A 16,807-nucleotide genomic window follows, 5' to 3' on the forward strand; every position below is an offset into this window, starting at 1 on the left:
GCTTCTCAACCGCGAGTCCACGTTGCTATTCGGCGGGCTCGCGCAAGCACCGGCGCGTCAACCATCTTGCCGTCCACGACGGCTACGCCTTGGCCTCTAGCCGCGTTCAAGACCCGGTGGGCCCACTCGGCCTCGTCGTCAGTCGGCGTGAAGCATTGATTGACGTGAGCGACCTGGCAGGGATGGATGCATAACTTGCCGCCGAACCCGAGGCTTCGGGCGTGGTTGAGGTCTCTTGACAGCGCGTCGATGTCGTCGACCGCGGCGGTGACACCATCTACTGGGGGCGCAATCTTGGCGGCTGCGCAGGCTAACACGAGGGCGCTACGCGCATGCAGTAGGGCTTGCCGGTCGTCTGGATCGATGCCCAGTTCTGCACCGAGGTCGAAACTGCCGAATGCCGCACGCAATACGCCCGGCATGCGGCAGATCGACGCCGCTCCGGCAACTGCCACCGCGGACTCGAGCAGCGCAATCAGCGGGGTATCGTTGGGCAAGTATCGCTGGACGGCTGCGATGTCATCCGATGACTCGACCTTGGGAATCATCACCGGGCAGCGGCTACGTGCCACCATGTCAATATCTTCTCGGTACCAGGGCGTTTCGCGGGCATTGATCCGTACTAAGCCGACGCCTCCCCCAGCTAGCCAGCGCTCGGCATTAGTCCGTGCTTGCGGCTTCTCAGCCGGAGCGACGGCATCCTCAAGGTCGAGGACCACCACGTCGACCCCGCTGTTGGCGGCCTTAGGGAAGCGTTCCGGCCGGCTTCCCGGCACGAACAACAAGCTGCGCGCCGTCACTAGTTCCCGTTGCAATCGAATTGCCTCCCTCGCGCCATCGGTTGAAAACCACCTGTCTGCGGACCTCGCGCTCGCTGGCGGCTGAACGTGATGGTCCGTATTGGCATCTTGCGCGATGATACTTAATCTATGCTAAAAATACAGAGCCCGGGTCACGTGCTACGGCAGATCGGGTCTTGAGCCCCTCGCGACCGCGAGCAACGGCGGCTCGGACGAGTTGCAGGTCTTAGGCCTCGGTCATTCCGCGATACCTCGCTGCCCCGTCCGCGATCAGACGATCCAGTTCGGCATAAGCCAAGGCAGGGTCGGCTTCCACTAGGACGGCCTCCATCCCGTAGGTCCTAGCGGCAGCCAGGTTCACTTCCAGATCGTCGAATAGGATGGCCTCGCCGGGGGCGACTTCAAGCCGCTTCAAGGCGATCTCGAAGATTTCAGGCTCCGGCTTGCGGGCGCCGACGGCACTGGAATCGACCACCACGTCAAACAACTCGTCGACGGGCAACATCGTCGGCCACACCGCGGCAAGCTCTCTGACGTTGTTGGTCACCAGTGCGGTGCGATACCCGCGCTCGCGCAAACCGCGAACCCGGCCGACCATGCCGGCTCGGACCGGCGCCGCGATGGCGGCGTAGATCAGGGGAACGAAGTCGAGCGTCCAGCCGCGGGCCGCACCTTCGGCGCGGCCCCATGCAACGACTTCATCCATGGTGAGTTCGCCGCGTTCGAATCGGCACCAAGGGTGATCCGAGCCGACACCGCCCCCGGCCACCATCTCGGTTAGCGGAGCCGGATCAGCGCCGCTCGCGTCGGCGAACTTGAGGATCTGTTCTCCGACATTCTCGGTCATCGTGCCTACATAGTCGACCAGGACTGCTCGGATCATCTTGGTGCCCCCCCCCCGAGTCACGCCGTTGCATTCCTCGCCCAGCCACGTGAGCGGGGCCGCAACCCCGTGCCAGACGACGCTGGTGACCTCCGTGCCCCCAGCTTCCGGTTGGCTCGATCTCGCCGTCTGCACGAGGGTCAGCTCACGTTTCGGATGATGCCGTGCTCCACCAGAGCGCTTGCCGGTGCATCGGCATCGGTGCGGAGTTCGAGGAACTCGTCGTAAACGCTGCAGGTTGGGCCGTGGTGGCGGCCTGGACCCAGTGGGTTCCAAAAACCTCCGAGCGTTCGAGTGGTCGTCACGGTTGCCTGACCGCTGACAGTCTCCCACGCGGCCTCCGCGAGGAGCCCACTCGCGTTCCGCACGAAGCTGAACTCTCCCAACTCATGTTGACCGCAATCGTCGATTTGCCAGGCGCGCGAACGTATCCGGCCCGATGGATCGATGACCCTATACAGCACAACGGCATGGTCGTCGAGGGTGATGCACGCGCACGTGTAGTCGACCCAGGAGACCGATTCGTTGCGAAACCCCCAGGTCCTATCCCGCCAGCCAAGACCGTTGAAATTGTGGCTCTCATCGGCCACGGTGCATGTTCCGCTAGCCCGGACCACGTGTTGGTAGTGATTCAACGGGTACTCATCGGAGAGCCCCGGTACCGCACGGCTGGTGGTGAAGTCGATCGGCGAGTACAGCGGCTCTTGCCGGAGGGTGACGCTGAGCTCCGGATGGTGAACGTACACTTCGCCGTCGAGGTCGAGGTCGACCGAAGGACTGTCGAACGAGCCGGCGTCGAGGGGCTCGATGATTTCGTGCACACGTCCTGGAATCGACACACTTACCCGCGCCCTGCGGCCGCCGCTGTTCGGTGAGGTCGAGAAATGCGCGATCCCGCAAACCCCCGAATCCACGTCCCACCAGCTCAAAAATGCGTTATCCCGCCAGGGATAGGCCGCCGAGTCCAATTCCGGGATCACGGTGTGAACCGGCGTCGACAGCGGTCCCCATTTCGCATCGGCACGGTTGGACGGTGCGCCGGCGTAGCCGTCGGACGTCATACCGGAGCACCTTCATGGGCCGACGCCCGGCTGCGCCAGGTCTGGATGAGGCCTTCGCACTGCTTCGGAGTCGCGGCGTAGAGCGCGATCTCGTCGACACCAACAGCGCGGTAGTCGCTCAGACGATCGACGCAGTGTTCAACCGTTCCAATCGCACACGACTCTTCTATCCGTTCGTCGGGGACCAGCTCGGCAGGCCCGAGGAGCTCTGCCCGGTGGAAGTCCTGATCGGCATTCTTACCGACGAGCTGCTTATGGGCTCGGAGCCGGGTGAGGACGAAGCGGTCCCGGTCCCAGCCGTTGGAGCCGGTGAGCGCCTCGCCATGACCGGGCCACTCGAGATACGTCACCGCACGCGTGTGCGCGTATGCACGTGTGGTGAAGTCGTCGAGTTCGGGAGCGACGACGGCCGGGTGGCAGATGTGTATCGAATCAGGGTCGCGCCCGCGATCGGCGCAGGCGTTGCGAATCCGCTCGACCGCCTGCCCGACAGCTTCGACCGTCAGGAACGGATCGAGCGTCACACCGTCGAAGACATCGTTGGCGGCGGCCTCGGTCGAACGTGGCCGCCCGTAGTTGCAGGTCCAAATCTCCGGCTTGGGAACATCACCGAGTGCATCGACGGTGCGCAGCGTCGTCGTCCGCCCGCCGCTGGTGTATTCGACTTCGCCGCCGGCCCAGAGTTGCTTGACTGTTCCGGCGTAGTGGACGAACTCGGAATACGAGTGCACCGGCATATCGGGCAGCGGTACACCGCGGCCAAGCCCGAGGGTGAACCACGGACCGTGTAGCGCGTTCATCGTCGCACCGAACGACGCCGCAATCATCGGGTGGCGTGACGGTGTGGCCCACACGCCGGTACCAACACCGAACCGCGAAGTCCGCGCGCCGACCCCGCCGAGAATTGCACCTGCATCCTTGCGGTCGAAGCGTTCCGAAAGCCATCCACGGCGAAATCCCAGTCGTTCGGGATCAACCGCGCCGGTCAGCACGCTCTTCACGTGGCTAAAGCCCGGCTTGGTCTCGGTCGTCACGCGACCGGCGATCAAATAGATACTGAGGTCGTCGACGCCTGGAGACAGTTCCGTGTCATCGGTGCTGGCAGAAGAGTCGTGCATGATGGCCTCGTTTCCCTAGTCGGTAGGCCGGAACCGCAACCGCGGCAGCGTCCGCACACCAGGAGTCGCAGTCAGATTTACCACGTTGAGTACATGTACTCAACCTTGCCCGCTCAATCGGTTCCGGGTCAGGCCGATGGTCCGGCCGCGCGGCGACTCAGCGCGTCGATCAGGATGTCCAGCGCGGTGACCGCGTCACCCAGCGATGCCAGGGTGGGGAACTCCACCTCATCGAGATGCCGGATGGAAGCCGCTCCTCTTGGACGGCGGCGTTGCGGCGACGCTCTGCCCTGCGCTGGACATAACCCGTCGCGTAGGCCTTCAAAACGGCGAGGCCGGACACCGCCTCGTCATCGCCGAGACCGCCCCGACGTAATGCGCTGGCGCACAACTCCAGCGCCGCGAGGACCGCCGCAGCGTCAATCGGCTGCACCGACATGATGTCCACCAACCGCGGGTGGGATTCGCCGGGAATGCCGACAGCGGCTGGTTCGACATCGACATACTCACGCCAAGTCGTGGCATCGTGGGCCCTCGCGATCCAAACAGCGGGATATTTCATGGTTGCGACCGCAGCCACCATTAAACCATCTATGTTTGGTTAATGCAATGGCAACCCTGCCGAGCGACAGGAGTTGTCCGGGATGGCCGCCCCGGCGTCCGTTTCGGTCAACGCCGGCAGGTCCATCCGCCCCTAGTGTCTGCCCGTGGCCGGCATGGCGCGCGTCCAACCACAGAGAGAGCACTCATACGATGAGCTACAAAGTAATCCAATGGGCCACTGGCGAAGTCGGCTCACTATGCCTGCGGGAAATTCTGCGCCGTCCGGATTTGGAGCTGGTTGGGCTGCGCGTCTATAACCCCGATAAGGCCGGTCGGGACGCCGGCGACCTGGTTGGTCTGCCACCGTCCGGGGTCACGGCGACCACCAGCCGGGATGAGATTTTGGCCTTGGAGGCCGATTGCGTGATCCACTCCCCGCTTTCGCAGTCCATGACCGAACTCGACGATGACGTCACCGCGTTGCTCGCATCCGGAAAGAACGTCATCTCGACCGCCGCCTACTACGCGCCCGAATTCCGCGGCGCCGAGGTGGTCGCCCGGCTACAACACGCGTGCGCAGCAGGCTCGACGACGCTGCTGGGTACCGGTGTCGAACCCGGGTTCATGTTCGAGCGGGTCATGCCGACCATCACCGGCATGTGCACCGACATCGACCAAATCACCCTCACCGAAGTGATCGACGCCGCCGATCACCCGGCCGCCGTGATGGTCACCGAAGCGCTCGGCATCGGCAAACCTCTCGATTCGGTGAGCAAGGATTCTCCTTTCGGTCAGTACTTCACCAGTTTCTTTTCCGAAATGACCACCGCGGCGGGCCGAGCGATGGGGGTCAGATTCGACAGCCTGGAAAGCGGCCTCGACGTGGCCCCCGCCTCACGCGACCTGGATATCGCGGTGGGACATGTCGCCAAGGGCACCGTCGCCGGGAACAAGTACTGGGTCAAGGGCCTGGTCAACGGCGCCGTCTTCATGACCGTCGAGGTCTACTGGCTGGTCGAACCCGGTGTCGCCGGCTCGCCCTCTCCCAGGCACCGGTACCAATGGCACATCAACATCGAAGGTCGCCCCTCGGTGAACATGACCCTCGACGCCCTACCGCCGGCCCGCGATTCCACCGGCACCTTCGACCCCGGCTTCTACGCCACGATGGCCACCGCGATCAACGCGATCCCGTTTATCTGTGATGCAGAACCAGGCATCTTCCACCAGCCGGTATTTGCGCCTTGGCGTCCGGGTACCGCCAGCGCCGGCTGATCGGATGGTGGGCTGCTCCCGGCGCGAGCTCGCGCGGGGTGGTTGGCTTGCGACCGGTCGCGATCACCGCTAATCTAACATCATTCGATAATGGCCGCGCCGAGCTCGATGACTGCGCCCCGCACCCGGGGCAGCGAAAGAAAGGCAGGCACCATGCTCGAGGAAGAGCGCCTGACGCGTCAGATGATTGCGCTGTGGGAATCCGGTGTGGACGGCATCATCGAGGCTTTCCAATGGTATTGCGCACCCGATGTCAAATGGATCAATACCGGCATCCCCAGCGTCGAGGGGCTCGACAACTGTGTTGAATTCCTGCGCGTGCAGGCGCGAGCATGGAAGTTCCACAGCACACGGGTGGACATCCGGTCGCTGCTAGCGGCACCCGGCCTCGTCATGATCGAGCGTGTCGACCGCGTTTTCGACGCCGACGGCACGGAGATTTTCGGTGCACCGGTAGTCGGAGTCCTGGAATGGGCGGACGGGAAGATCACTCAGTGGCGCGACTACTTCGACCCCGGCCCACTTCTGAGTATCGGCCAGCTTGAGTGACCCTCATGCGTCTCAGCATTCGACCCGGGTATGTGGAGCTCAAACCGACGAGAGTTGATGACCGTGAGCGGTGAAGAAGCGATGGTGCGAGATATCCTCGCGATGTGGAGCACGGGCGTCGAAGGAGTCAAGGAGTCCTTCCGACACTATGGCAGCCGGAATCTCGTGTGGTGGAACAGTGCCCGCGGTGCGCTAACTGGTCTGGATGTGTGCCTGCAGGCACTTGACCAGATGTTCGACGTCCTGGAGATCGCCGCCGTTGCCGTACCGATTCATACCTTGTTCACCGCACCGGGTCGGGCAGTCGTCGAGAGATCCGACAACCTTTATCGTGGCGACGGCACCCTGATCGCTGAAATTCCGGTCACCGGAGTCATCGGGTTCGACGGCGCCAAAATGGTCGTTTGGCGCGATTACTGCGACGACTGGATGACGAAACTTTCGCTTGGTCAACCCGTCATGCCGGTGCCGGCGTCGGCCGTACTGTGATAGGGGAAATCCGATGAGTGAACGCGCGACCAGATCCGCCGACCGACCTCCGTCGACCGGATTCGATCATGGTGATCCGGAGTCGCCATCGCGGATGCATCAGACGCTGGCGGAACTACGAACTCGGTGCCCGGTCGGCTGGAGCGACAACTATGGCGGATTTTGGACACTGACCCGCTACCACGACGTGGTCGCCGCCGCCCGCGATCACACCGTATTCACCACTACGCAAGGGATCATGATCCCGCCGACCGGGACGTCGATGCGGTTGGTGCCAGCAGAGTTCGACCCGCCCGAGCATTCCGCATACCGCAAGATGGTGATGCCGTTCTTCACCAACAAAGCGATTGCGCTCAAGCAGGACATGATCACCGGCGTGGTTCGGGAGTGCTTCGACAGCTTTGCCGCCGAAGGACACGTCGACCTGGTTCCTGCCGTCTCCGACTCCGTACCGCCAGCGATTCTGGCGCATTACCTGGGGCTGAACCCCGACCGAGCCGATGACATGCGTCGGCTGATGATGGAGTATCTGTCGTCGGCGCGGACAAGCCACGATGTGAAGGTGGCCAGCGCCCAGCGGTTTGAGGCATTCGTACAGCGGGAAATCGACGAGAGAATCGACAATCCCGGCGACGACACCTTGAGCCAGATCATCCGCGTCGCGCTGTCCGACGAGAACGGTGGCCCGCTGACACCCATCGCCATCCTGGGAATGATTCGTCTGATTATCTCGGCCGGTCACGAAACCACGGTGCACGGGATCAGCAGTCTGTGCTATCGGGTGCTGGCCGAACCGGGCCTGCGGGATCGCCTGCTGCAGGATCCATCACTGCGTACCACGGCGGTCAACGAGGCGCTGCGGCTGGACGCCCCCGTGATGCACATGGCCAGGACCCTGGTCGACGACCACGACATGCGCGGGCAACACCTTCGCGGCGGTGACAAGGTGATGCTGTGTTTCGGTGCCGCTAACCGCGACGACGAGATGTTCCCCGAACCTGACGCGTTTAGCCTGGAACGTCCACGCACACCCGCTGACGTCACGTTCGGCACCGGGCGGCACCGCTGCCTCGGCGAGCACCTGGCAATGGCCGAACTCTCCGCTGTGCTCGATGAACTACTGACCAGGTTGCCTGATGCCACGATCGCTCCGGGCACCGAGATCCGTTGGACAGGTGGCGGCAACACCAGGGGGGTCGAATCGTTGCCGGTGATTTTCACACCGGAGAAATCCACTCCGTGACCGGGTTCCCTACTCTCCTGTCCCCGCTGCGGGTCGGGAAAGTGGAGTTGCGTAACCGCGTGGTCATGACCGCAGCGAGCATTAGCGAGCCGTGGCGCAACCCACTGCTGCCTGCCGAGCCGTACATCGAGTTCGCCCGGCGGCGGGCAGCGGGTGGCCTGGGACTGCTGATCGCTCACCCGCTCTACATCAACCCGTTCGGCGAGTACCCGGCGGAGATTTTCGATCGACATGCGCGATTGGCAGCTGCTGTGCACACTGAAGGGGCACCGCTGATCGTGCAGCTGATCCACTTTGGCGCCACCTTCCGCACAGATAACGACGTTTGTCGTCCGGCGCTGTGGGGCTTCGACCACACCCAGACACCCGAGGGTGAACCCGTCCACAAAATGACCGATGAAGAGATCATGCAGGTTCTCAACGCATACCGGCGTGCCGCGCGACTGGTCGTGGATGCGGGCTGCGATGGCGCGGAAATTCATGGTGCGCATGGGTACTTGGTTCAGCAATCACTCACCCCGTGGAACAATTCGCGTGACGACGAGTGGGGGCCCACCGACACCGGCGACCGGACCCGGTTTGCGCGATGTCTGATCGAGTTGCTTCGCACGGAGATCGGCCCTGACCGGATCCTCGGATACCGGACCCCAACCGATGACTTGCGAGCAGCCGACGACGGGGGCCAAGGCCGGCAAGGTCTCACCACGGCTTTGCAAAGCCTGCTCGACACCGGCGACATCGATTTGCTCAACACCACAGTCGGCTACGGAGGACCGAGCTACGACCGGGCGATCCCCAACTACCGGCAGCCCGAGGGCGCGAACATTCCTTACCTACGGCGGCTGCGCGAAACACTGAACACGACGGTCCCGATGATCGGGACGGGGCGAATCGTCTCTCCCGGCACGGCCGAGGCGCTGCTCGCCCGAGGCGACTGTGAGCTGGTGGCAATGACCCGTGCGCACATTGCGGAACCCGATCTGGTGCGCAAGCTGCAGACACGACAAGCGCACCGCATCCGCCCCTGCGTCGGAGCGAACGTCTGTGTCGACCGCAAACTCGGCGGTTCGCCCACCACGAGCTGCTTTCACAATCCGGAGGTTCTACGCGAAGAAGAACTGCGTGTACAGCCCAGCACAAACCACAAACGGGTTCTGGTCGTCGGTGCGGGACCGGCCGGTCTCAAAGCCGCCGAGGTCGCGGTGCGGCGCGGACACCGTGTGCGCATCGTCGATGCTGGAAAACGCACCGGGGGGCGACTGCGTGCGGTCGAGCTCACCGCAGCAGCTGATCTGGCCAGCTCGCTAGATTATCTTGTCAACGAGTTAGCCGAGGCGCATGTCACGGTCGAGTTGGGTGTCGAGGTCACGGATGCCATGCTCACCGATCTCTGGCCAGATCACGTCATCCTGGCCACTGGTGCGACTTTCGCGCCGGATCTTGTCGGTGCCGCGCACATGATTAGCACTACTGCCGCGCTCACCGGCGACGTCGAGGACGATGTGCTGGTCTATGACTCGCTCGGCACCAATGAGGCTGCACTGGTCGCCGAGGCATTGGCCGTGCGCGGAAAGCGCGTCACCTTTGTCACTTGCTACGAGACAGTGATGCCCTTCGGGGGAATGCTGCATCGGTTCGAAGCTCCCCGCACCTGGCATCGGCAACTGAAACGCACCATCACTCAAGGAATACTCGGCGACCTCGACCATGGCGTGGCCACGATCGTGCGGCCAGACGGGCACACGATCACCGAACTCGAGGTCGGCTCGGTAGTTGCCGCGGTGCCGTTGCGCCCGGCGATAGGTTTGCTTCCGGTCGTGCGGGCACTGAAAATCCCCCACTCCGTGGTCGGAGACGCCGTTGCCCCGCGGACAGCATTCGACAGCTTCAAAGAAGCTCATCAGGCCGCGATGGCGATATGATCTTGAGTGACCTGCCAAGCGATCAAGCGGTACTGCCATGAATTGTTCATCGGCTGCCTGCCGGCGCTAGCGGCCTTCTCCCCCGCCCAGTCGGCGGGCAACGCCGACGTGAAGCGTTGATAGTCACCGCGTCAGACAGTTGGATGCATTCGATGACCTCCAGGCCGAGGTCACGCGCGATGGCACCGGATACGGGCGTGGATACCAGCGCCCGGAAACGCTGTACCCCCAGGTCACGCAGGATCGCGGCGGCAACGGAGAAGTCGTGTTCGCCGCGCGCAGCAACGGTGTGGGATGCCCCGCGACCCAATATGCCGCGCAGGTAGACCACGACGCCTTCGCCCGCCGCGGCGACTTCACGCAGCGACTCGTCGAGCAGGCCGCGGCATTGGCAGTGCAGCGACCTGAAAACGTCTCCGGGCAGGCACTCACGATGGACTCGCACTAGTGGCATAGCCGACGCGGTCAGGTCACCTGTCACCAGGGCGACGTGCTCGGTGCCGTCGATCCTGCAGCGGTAGTCCAACGCACGGAATGTGCCCGCCTCAGTCGGGAGCCGACAATCCGCCACCCGCTCGACCAGGGTGTCGAAGCGGCGGCGATGGGCGAGCACCTGATCGATCGTCACCACGGGGAGCCCGTGCTCGCCGGCGAAGTCGAAGACGTGCGCGTCCCGGGCGAGATCGCCGTGCGGGCCGATGAGTTCGGCGAGCACCGCGGCCGGCCGGAGCCCAGCCAGCGTACACAGGTCCACGCCCGCCTCGGCTGGGCCGACATGGTCAAGCACGCCATGCGGTCGTGCCCGCAGCGGCAACACATGTCCGGGCCGGCGCAGGTCCACAGGACCGGATCTGCGGTCAGCCAGGATGCGGATCGTGCGGGCACGGTCGGCGGCAGAAATACCCGTCGTGACACCGACGGCCGCGTCCACAGCCACGGCGCTGGCCTCATTGCGCGGCAACGTCGCCATTGGCGGCAGGTCCAGTTCGTCGCACCGGTCCGCGGTCAGCGCCGCCTGGATCATTCCGGAGGTGTGGCGGACGTAGAAGGCGATTCGACCGGTCGTCGCGTGTTCACCCGACATCAGCAGATCGGCGGTCCCGTCGGGTAGCCGTAACACGACGATGCCACCCAACTGGAGCTGCCGCAGGGTGAGGTTGAGGTCCGTGATACTCACCCAGCCAGATTACCAAACGCTGTTCGGTAATGCCATGTCCAATAATTGCCCCGCGTGGCAAACCGGGGCTCCACAGCCGCTAAGTCGTGCCGGCCTCCACCACCGTGGGCAACCAGCGCGCCTGGCGCTCCTGCACCGCTGTGTCGATCGCATCCAAGATGCTGGTGATGACCAGGTCGTAGATCTCATCGGAGGACAGACCCCGTTCGGACATCGCCTTGGCCAGCGCCGGATACTGGCCGGTGTCGATATCGTGACGGAGCTCGGGCGTGTAGCCCTGTGTCTCGTGTAGCACACTACCGATGGCGAACAGTTCGAGTGCATCCAACAATGGCATCACCGCCGCACTGGGAACACCTTCCTGCATCAAACGCTCCGCGGAAGTGTCCAGCATGCGCGCACCCATCCCCAGCGAGCGCTTGCCGACGATTAGCGGGACCAGCGCCGGATGCTGCAGTAGCGCTGCGCGCAGCTTGCGGGCATTCTCGGGCAGCCAGTGGCGCCAGTGCTCCTCAGACTTTTCTGGGGTGCGCACGTCGGCCAGGGCGAATTCCGCAGCGCCGATGAGGATCTCGTCCTTGTTTTCGAAGTGGTGGTAGAGGGATGCGCCGTTGACGCCGAGCACGCTGGCCAGCCGACGGATACTAAGTGCCTCGAGTCCGTCCTCGTCGATGATGGCCAACGCCGTTTCCAGGACGTTCCGCCGCGAGATCAGCGCTACCTTCGGCCGGCCCATACGTACCCCTCCCGTGGTTCGCTACCAGAGTAACCAAACGCGGTACGCCACCGCCACTCAACACAGCCTGCAGATAAAGTCGAGGATGGCTGATGTGAATGGGTCGTTCGCATCGCCAGCAACCATGTGTCCGGCCCCGGGTATCTCCGCATACTCGGCATGCGGTACCAAGTCACAGAAGTCGGCCACTCCGGTTCGGCTCACCACGTCACTGAGTTCGCCACGCAGAAGCAGTGTCGGTACCCGGACACCGGCGGCCGCCCGTGTCGCCCGCCCGGTCAGTTCCTTCCGCATATCGGCGGATGGGACAGTGTCCATGATGGCCGGGTCCCAATGCCAGTACATTCGCCCGTCGGAGCCTTTCCGAAGGTTCTTCGCCAGCCCCGACGTTTCAGTACGACGCGGCCTTCCGGGTAGGTAGGCGGCCACCGCCTCGGCGACGGCGTCCACGTCATCGAACCCGTCCGGGTTCGCCCGCATGAACGCTGCGATCCGGTCCACGCCGTGGCCCTCGATCCGCGGCACCACATCTACCAAAACCAGAGCCGCGATAGTGGAACGACCACCATCCGGTTGTTCGCCGACGTGGGTCAACGCCGTTATACCGCCCAACGACGCGCCAATCAGGGTCGCGGGGCGGCCCAGCTGTGCCGTCAGGGCAGCCAGGTCCGACACATGCGCATCGATGCTGTAGTCGCGGTCGAGCGCACGATCACTATCGCCGTGCCCGCGCAGATCCACACAGATGGCCTCCATGCCGATGGCCGCGATCCGCTCCGCGGTCATTCCCCAGGAATGGCGCGTCTGCCCACCTCCGTGCAGCAGCACTACCGGCGGGCCGTTGCCGAGCCGCTCGCCGACCAGGCGGATACCGTTCGCACCTATCCACCCGAACCGTTGGGCCGTCATTGCTGCAACGTCACGGTCGGTCGATCCGACCCGTACTTCCTCTTCAGCTCGGCCTTGGGGAGTTTACCGGTGACGTTGCGTTCGAATGGCTCTACCACCACAAAGTCGGCGGGCACCTTGTACTTGGCCAACCGCGTTCGACAGTGCTCGGCGATGGCCACGGTGTCGACGACCACGCCGGGTTTAGGAATGATTAGTGCGCGGCCCACTTCGCCCCAGCGCTCATCGGCGATCGAAATTACCGCGGCGTCCTCGACGTCAGGATGCTCTTGCACAACACGTTCGACCTCGGCCGGATAAACGTTCTCCCCACCGGACTTATACATGTCCTTGAACCGGTCGACCATCGTCAAAAAGCCGTCCGCATCCTGCGTGAGCGCGTCTCCGGTACGAAACCACTCCCCGACGAACGCTTCGTCCTCGTCACGGTTGCGTCGCCAGTAGCCCGGCGTGACAGCCGGACCGTGCGCCCACACCTCACCGGTCTGCCCTGGCTCGACATCCTGGCCGTCCGGACCGACAAGCCGAAGAACTGTGTATTGCACCGGAAGTCCGCAGGAACCGAATTTCGTCAGGCTAGCCGCAGGCGGGACCACACTGACGATCGGACCCATCTCGGTGGAACCATAGCCTGTACTCAACGGCCAACCCCGATCGTGGAACGCATTGAGAACCTCCCAATTGAGGGACCCACCGCCGATCTGGCCGTGCCGCAGGTGGCTGAAGTCGGCGTCGGCGAATTCAGGAACCGAGCTCATCACCTGGTACATGACGGGCGCCGCGGAGAAGTGCGTGATACCCCTGCCAGGGTCGGCAAGCAGCTCGACAACGTGAACAGGATCGAAACGGTGCGCCACCACCACCGTACCGCCCAGCGCCAGAACCGGATTCGTCATACTGTTGAGTCCGGCGGCATGGAAGAACGGCAGTACAGCGAGGTAGCAGCTTGTCGAAGACAACTCGTAGGGCTGTAACGAGTTCAAGGTCTGGTAGTGCAGCGTCTGGTGGGTGCAGATCGCGCCTTTAGGTCGGCCAGTTGTTCCCGAAGTGTAGAGCAGCTGAACGGGGTCGGTGAGGCGGCCGACCGAAGCCGCGGGACGGGGGGCGGCAATGGCCGCACCAGCGACGAGGTCGTAACAGGTATCGGGCGCAGCCCCAGTTGCAGCCGCACCTACCGCACCGTGAAACGAGGCCAGCTGCCGGACACCGGCGGCAGCCGCAACATCGACTGCGACCTCGCGCATGCCGACGTCGTAAATCAAAACAGCCGGTTCAGAGTCAATGCACAGGAATTCCAATTCCGCGCGCGCCAGCCGGAAATTCAATGGCACGAAGATAGCGCCGAGGCGCATGCACGCGAACTGCACGATCAGCACCCAGGGATCATTGTTCGCCAGTACGGCCACCCGGTCGCCCTTGCTGACGTCCAGGTCGTCGGCCAGTGCTCCGGCAAGGCCGGCAACCCTCTCTTCGAGGGCACGCCACGTCAGCACCGCACCGGTCTGGGCGTCCTCGATCGCGGGCGCATCGGGTCTGCTGCGGCGGTGATAACTCACGACATCGGCAGCAAAATGATCAATGCTCATTATTCGTCCCATACGCTTCAGTGCAGCTGCGGAATCACCGCGCTACCAATAAGTTCGACCATATCGCGGTACTCGCCGGCGAGCTGGCCGCCCATGTCCATGTAGATCAGGTTGGTGTCGGTGGACAGTAACTGCGACCACGTGTTCAGCCGGTCTGCTACCTCGGCGGGACTGCCCACAATGGCGGGGCCACGAGTGGTGAGAAACTCGAAGTCGAAAGGCTTCTTGATGAACGGCGGCGGGTCGGGGTTAACGCGAGAAATGATTGTCATCATCAACTCGAAGTAGTTGCGGTAGCGTGGTTCCCACCGCTCTCTGGCCGCCTGGCTGGTGTCGGCTACGTTCACATGCCAGCAGGCACCGATCCGTGGCGGACGCGGATGGCCGTAGGACGCGAATTTCTCCCGATAGCTGTCTACCACCGGCTTGAACATCTCGGGGTTGCCGAACGCCGAGGGCAGCATCAGGTCAAGGCCGAGCCGGGCCGCCAGTTCCGTCGAAGACTCCGATGCGCCACCACCGATCCACACCGGCAGGGGACCCACCGGCGCGGGTTGCACCGTGAAGTCGCTAATCGGCGCACGATGCCGAGACCCAGGCCAATTGATCTCCTTGCCAGCCCACAATTGGGTGAGCAGCTCGACGTTCTCGGCAAACAGCTCATGGGAGTCGGTCAACTGCTGGCCAAACAACGTGTAGGTGGAGACGAAGAAATTGCCGCGTCCCACGACGACTTCACAACGCCCACCCGACAGGGCATCCACGGTCGCGTAGTCCTCGGCCACCCGGATCGGATCAAGGTTTGCGGCCAACGTCACCGCGGTGGACAACCGCAGCCTGGTGGTCCGCTCCCCGATCGCCGATAGGATCACCGGTGGAGCCGACGTCGTGTAGTCCAACCCATGATGTTCCCCGACGTGCACACAGTGGAAGCCGACCTGGTCAGCCGCCACTGCTGCCTCCACAATCGCACGGTGTCGTTCCGCCGCGGTCTCGGTCCTACCGGTGACCGGGTCGGTGACCACATCTCCCAACGACATCAAGCTCAGTTTCATCTCACCCTCCTGTGGAATCAGATCGATAGCGGTTGCGTTAACGCGAGCACGGCCCCGGCGCGCACGGTATGCCAAGGGCGTTCACAAAGCCGCGAACCCGTGCCGTTGCATCCAGTCGTAGACGTGGTCGACGGCATCCGACAGATGCGATCGCTGGTCCTGACCGCTGAAATAGTGGTTGGCCTCCGGCAGATCGACGCGTTCCTTGTCCTGATGAGCGACGGCGTCAAACACCTGCGACTGGTGGCTGGTGGGAACGGCGTCATCGGCGCCGTTGCACATCAACAGAACCGGGATCGATACCCTCGGCGCGGCGTCGCCAGCGTCGACCTGGGCGGTGTCCAGCCCCCACTGGGACAGCCAGCTACGCGTGGTGGTGAAACGCATCAGCGCGCCCGGGCTGGTGTTGGCGACTTCGGGGTCTCCAAGGTAGCTCCAACGGGGCCTGCGCCCATTGGGTTCGATCGTGGGGTCCAACCAGCGCGGGTCAGCCATCGTGCCATGGACCACGAACGCATGCTCCGCGTGCGGGCGGCCCGCTCGACCGAACTCGTCCAGCTTTTCCTGGGCGAACGCGGTGATCCGGCGATTTCGCTCGCGCTGCCGCTCGCGGTAGGCGGCTAGGAAGTCTGCCGGGTACGGCGGCTGGTTCGGATTGGCCGGATCGTACAAGTCAAATTCGACATCCCGATTGCGCTCGGGTGTCAGCTCGTCGGTAACCGAAGCATCCAGGAACTCCGTCAGCAGGCGGTGGCGGCTGCGCGGGGCGGCCAGCAACAGCACCCCGTCTGCGGGTGCAAGCGCTGTCTCGGCCAGCGGCGTCGGCTCGCCGGCGGCAGTCTCGGTGATGGCCGGCTTCTCCGCTTCGGCCTGATAGCCCATCATCGGCGAGCCACCGCCACTCCAGCCGGCCAGCACAACCTTGGCGTATCCCAGCCGTTCCTTGGCGTCGCGGACGCAGGCCCCGACATCGAGGAGGTGGTTCTCCATCTGCAGCGCCGAGTCTCCTAACGAGTACCGGTTGGCGCACCCAATGACGTGGACCCCGGTGCGAGCCAGTTCCGAGAAGAACGGTAGGTAGCCTGGCGAGCCGATGGGGTGCGACGCCACGACCACCGTGTCGGAGTCATGTTGCCCACGCAGCAGTTGAGCCTGACGTACCACGTTGTCGCCGATGGTCCCGTACACGTCTTTGCGGACGGACTGCTCCTTTGTCACCACTAGGTACGGGGTGCGCCGGTAGCTGGTCCGCGCGACCCGGACTGGTTGGGCGCTCATGCACCCCTCGCTTCCACAACGCTGCGCATCTGATCACCTCAATCTTTCGCTACAACCGCTCGGCCAATCTTAACCATACATCGTTTGGTTCGGGAAGGCCGCTACCGCTCCGCCCCTCATCCGGGCGCTTGTCGAGAAAGCCGCGCACCACCGCGCGGAGCTGCCCGGCACCCTTCCCCGGCA

General features: G+C 63.8%; 16 protein-coding genes. 5 read left to right on the forward strand and 11 right to left on the reverse strand.

Going from position 1 to position 16,807, the window contains the following annotated elements:
* Nucleotides 1–5: 5 nt before the first annotated feature.
* From BKN37_RS00130 to BKN37_RS28575, 5 genes are all read right to left on the reverse strand, one after another.
* Nucleotides 6–800: an HpcH/HpaI aldolase/citrate lyase family protein gene (locus BKN37_RS00130; RefSeq protein ID WP_242657014.1), complete on the reverse strand. Its 795-nt coding sequence runs from the start codon at nucleotides 798–800 to the stop codon at nucleotides 6–8.
* Nucleotides 801–1,026: 226 nt separating this feature from the next.
* A complete protein-coding gene (locus BKN37_RS00135) occupies nucleotides 1,027–1,683 on the reverse strand; it encodes an HAD family hydrolase (RefSeq protein WP_071019501.1) in 657 nt (218 codons plus the stop codon).
* 140 nt (nucleotides 1,684–1,823) lie between these two features.
* Nucleotides 1,824–2,744 (reverse strand): DUF7065 domain-containing protein, encoded by a 921-nt coding sequence (locus tag BKN37_RS00140; RefSeq protein WP_105369015.1) that lies wholly within the window; start codon nucleotides 2,742–2,744, stop codon nucleotides 1,824–1,826.
* Entirely contained in the window at nucleotides 2,741–3,862 is a 1,122-nt protein-coding gene (locus BKN37_RS00145; protein WP_071019261.1) for a TIGR03857 family LLM class F420-dependent oxidoreductase, read from the reverse strand. Before BKN37_RS00145 ends, BKN37_RS00140 begins: the two co-directional genes overlap by 4 nt.
* A gap of 169 nt (nucleotides 3,863–4,031) precedes the next feature.
* Nucleotides 4,032–4,445, reverse strand: a complete 414-nt coding sequence (locus tag BKN37_RS28575; protein ID WP_108772694.1) for a TetR/AcrR family transcriptional regulator C-terminal domain-containing protein — start codon at nucleotides 4,443–4,445, stop codon at nucleotides 4,032–4,034.
* Nucleotides 4,446–4,615: 170 nt separating this feature from the next.
* Here BKN37_RS28575 and BKN37_RS00150 point away from each other — a divergent pair, with 170 nt between their 5' ends.
* The 5 genes from BKN37_RS00150 (at nucleotide 4,616) to BKN37_RS00170 (ending at nucleotide 9,883) form a co-directional block, all read left to right on the forward strand.
* The gene (locus BKN37_RS00150; RefSeq protein WP_131823497.1) at nucleotides 4,616–5,680 is read left to right on the forward strand and encodes an NAD(P)H-dependent amine dehydrogenase family protein; all 1,065 of its coding nucleotides are present in this window, start codon (nucleotides 4,616–4,618) and stop codon (nucleotides 5,678–5,680) included.
* A gap of 90 nt (nucleotides 5,681–5,770) precedes the next feature.
* A complete protein-coding gene (locus BKN37_RS00155; RefSeq protein ID WP_242657015.1) occupies nucleotides 5,771–6,229 on the forward strand; it encodes a limonene-1,2-epoxide hydrolase family protein in 459 nt (152 codons plus the stop codon).
* Between the two features lie 57 nt (nucleotides 6,230–6,286).
* Nucleotides 6,287–6,718 (forward strand): limonene-1,2-epoxide hydrolase family protein, encoded by a 432-nt coding sequence (locus BKN37_RS00160; protein WP_071019267.1) that lies wholly within the window; start codon nucleotides 6,287–6,289, stop codon nucleotides 6,716–6,718.
* Nucleotides 6,719–6,731: 13 nt separating this feature from the next.
* The gene (locus tag BKN37_RS00165) at nucleotides 6,732–7,961 is read left to right on the forward strand and encodes a cytochrome P450 (protein WP_242657016.1); all 1,230 of its coding nucleotides are present in this window, start codon (nucleotides 6,732–6,734) and stop codon (nucleotides 7,959–7,961) included.
* Nucleotides 7,958–9,883: an oxidoreductase gene (locus BKN37_RS00170; protein ID WP_083341481.1), complete on the forward strand. Its 1,926-nt coding sequence runs from the start codon at nucleotides 7,958–7,960 to the stop codon at nucleotides 9,881–9,883. Before BKN37_RS00165 ends, BKN37_RS00170 begins: the two co-directional genes overlap by 4 nt.
* Nucleotides 9,884–9,929: 46 nt before the next feature.
* Here BKN37_RS00170 and BKN37_RS00175 read toward each other — a convergent pair whose 3' ends face one another.
* From BKN37_RS00175 to BKN37_RS00200, 6 genes are all read right to left on the reverse strand, one after another.
* On the reverse strand, nucleotides 9,930–11,060 hold the full coding sequence (locus BKN37_RS00175) for a 3,4-dihydroxy-2-butanone-4-phosphate synthase (protein WP_071019275.1): 1,131 nt from the start codon (nucleotides 11,058–11,060) through the stop codon (nucleotides 9,930–9,932).
* Nucleotides 11,061–11,139: 79 nt separating this feature from the next.
* Nucleotides 11,140–11,796, reverse strand: a complete 657-nt coding sequence (locus BKN37_RS00180; RefSeq protein WP_071019279.1) for a TetR family transcriptional regulator — start codon at nucleotides 11,794–11,796, stop codon at nucleotides 11,140–11,142.
* Nucleotides 11,797–11,853: 57 nt separating this feature from the next.
* Nucleotides 11,854–12,705, reverse strand: a complete 852-nt coding sequence (locus tag BKN37_RS00185) for an alpha/beta fold hydrolase (RefSeq protein WP_071019284.1) — start codon at nucleotides 12,703–12,705, stop codon at nucleotides 11,854–11,856.
* Complete coding sequence (locus BKN37_RS00190; RefSeq protein WP_071019288.1) at nucleotides 12,702–14,291, reverse strand: class I adenylate-forming enzyme family protein; 1,590 nt, start codon at nucleotides 14,289–14,291, stop codon at nucleotides 12,702–12,704. The genes BKN37_RS00185 and BKN37_RS00190 overlap by 4 nt, the downstream gene beginning before the upstream one ends.
* 17 nt (nucleotides 14,292–14,308) lie before the next feature.
* Nucleotides 14,309–15,346, reverse strand: coding sequence for an LLM class flavin-dependent oxidoreductase (locus BKN37_RS00195; RefSeq protein WP_071019292.1), 1,038 nt, complete (start codon nucleotides 15,344–15,346; stop codon nucleotides 14,309–14,311).
* An 81-nt stretch (nucleotides 15,347–15,427) separates the two neighbouring features.
* Nucleotides 15,428–16,624: an alpha/beta hydrolase family protein gene (locus BKN37_RS00200; protein WP_071019295.1), complete on the reverse strand. Its 1,197-nt coding sequence runs from the start codon at nucleotides 16,622–16,624 to the stop codon at nucleotides 15,428–15,430.
* Nucleotides 16,625–16,807 lie beyond the last annotated feature (183 nt).

This window comes from Mycobacterium talmoniae (assembly GCF_001854525.1).
In the GTDB taxonomy this organism is placed as follows: Bacteria; Actinomycetota; Actinomycetes; order Mycobacteriales; family Mycobacteriaceae; genus Mycobacterium; species Mycobacterium talmoniae.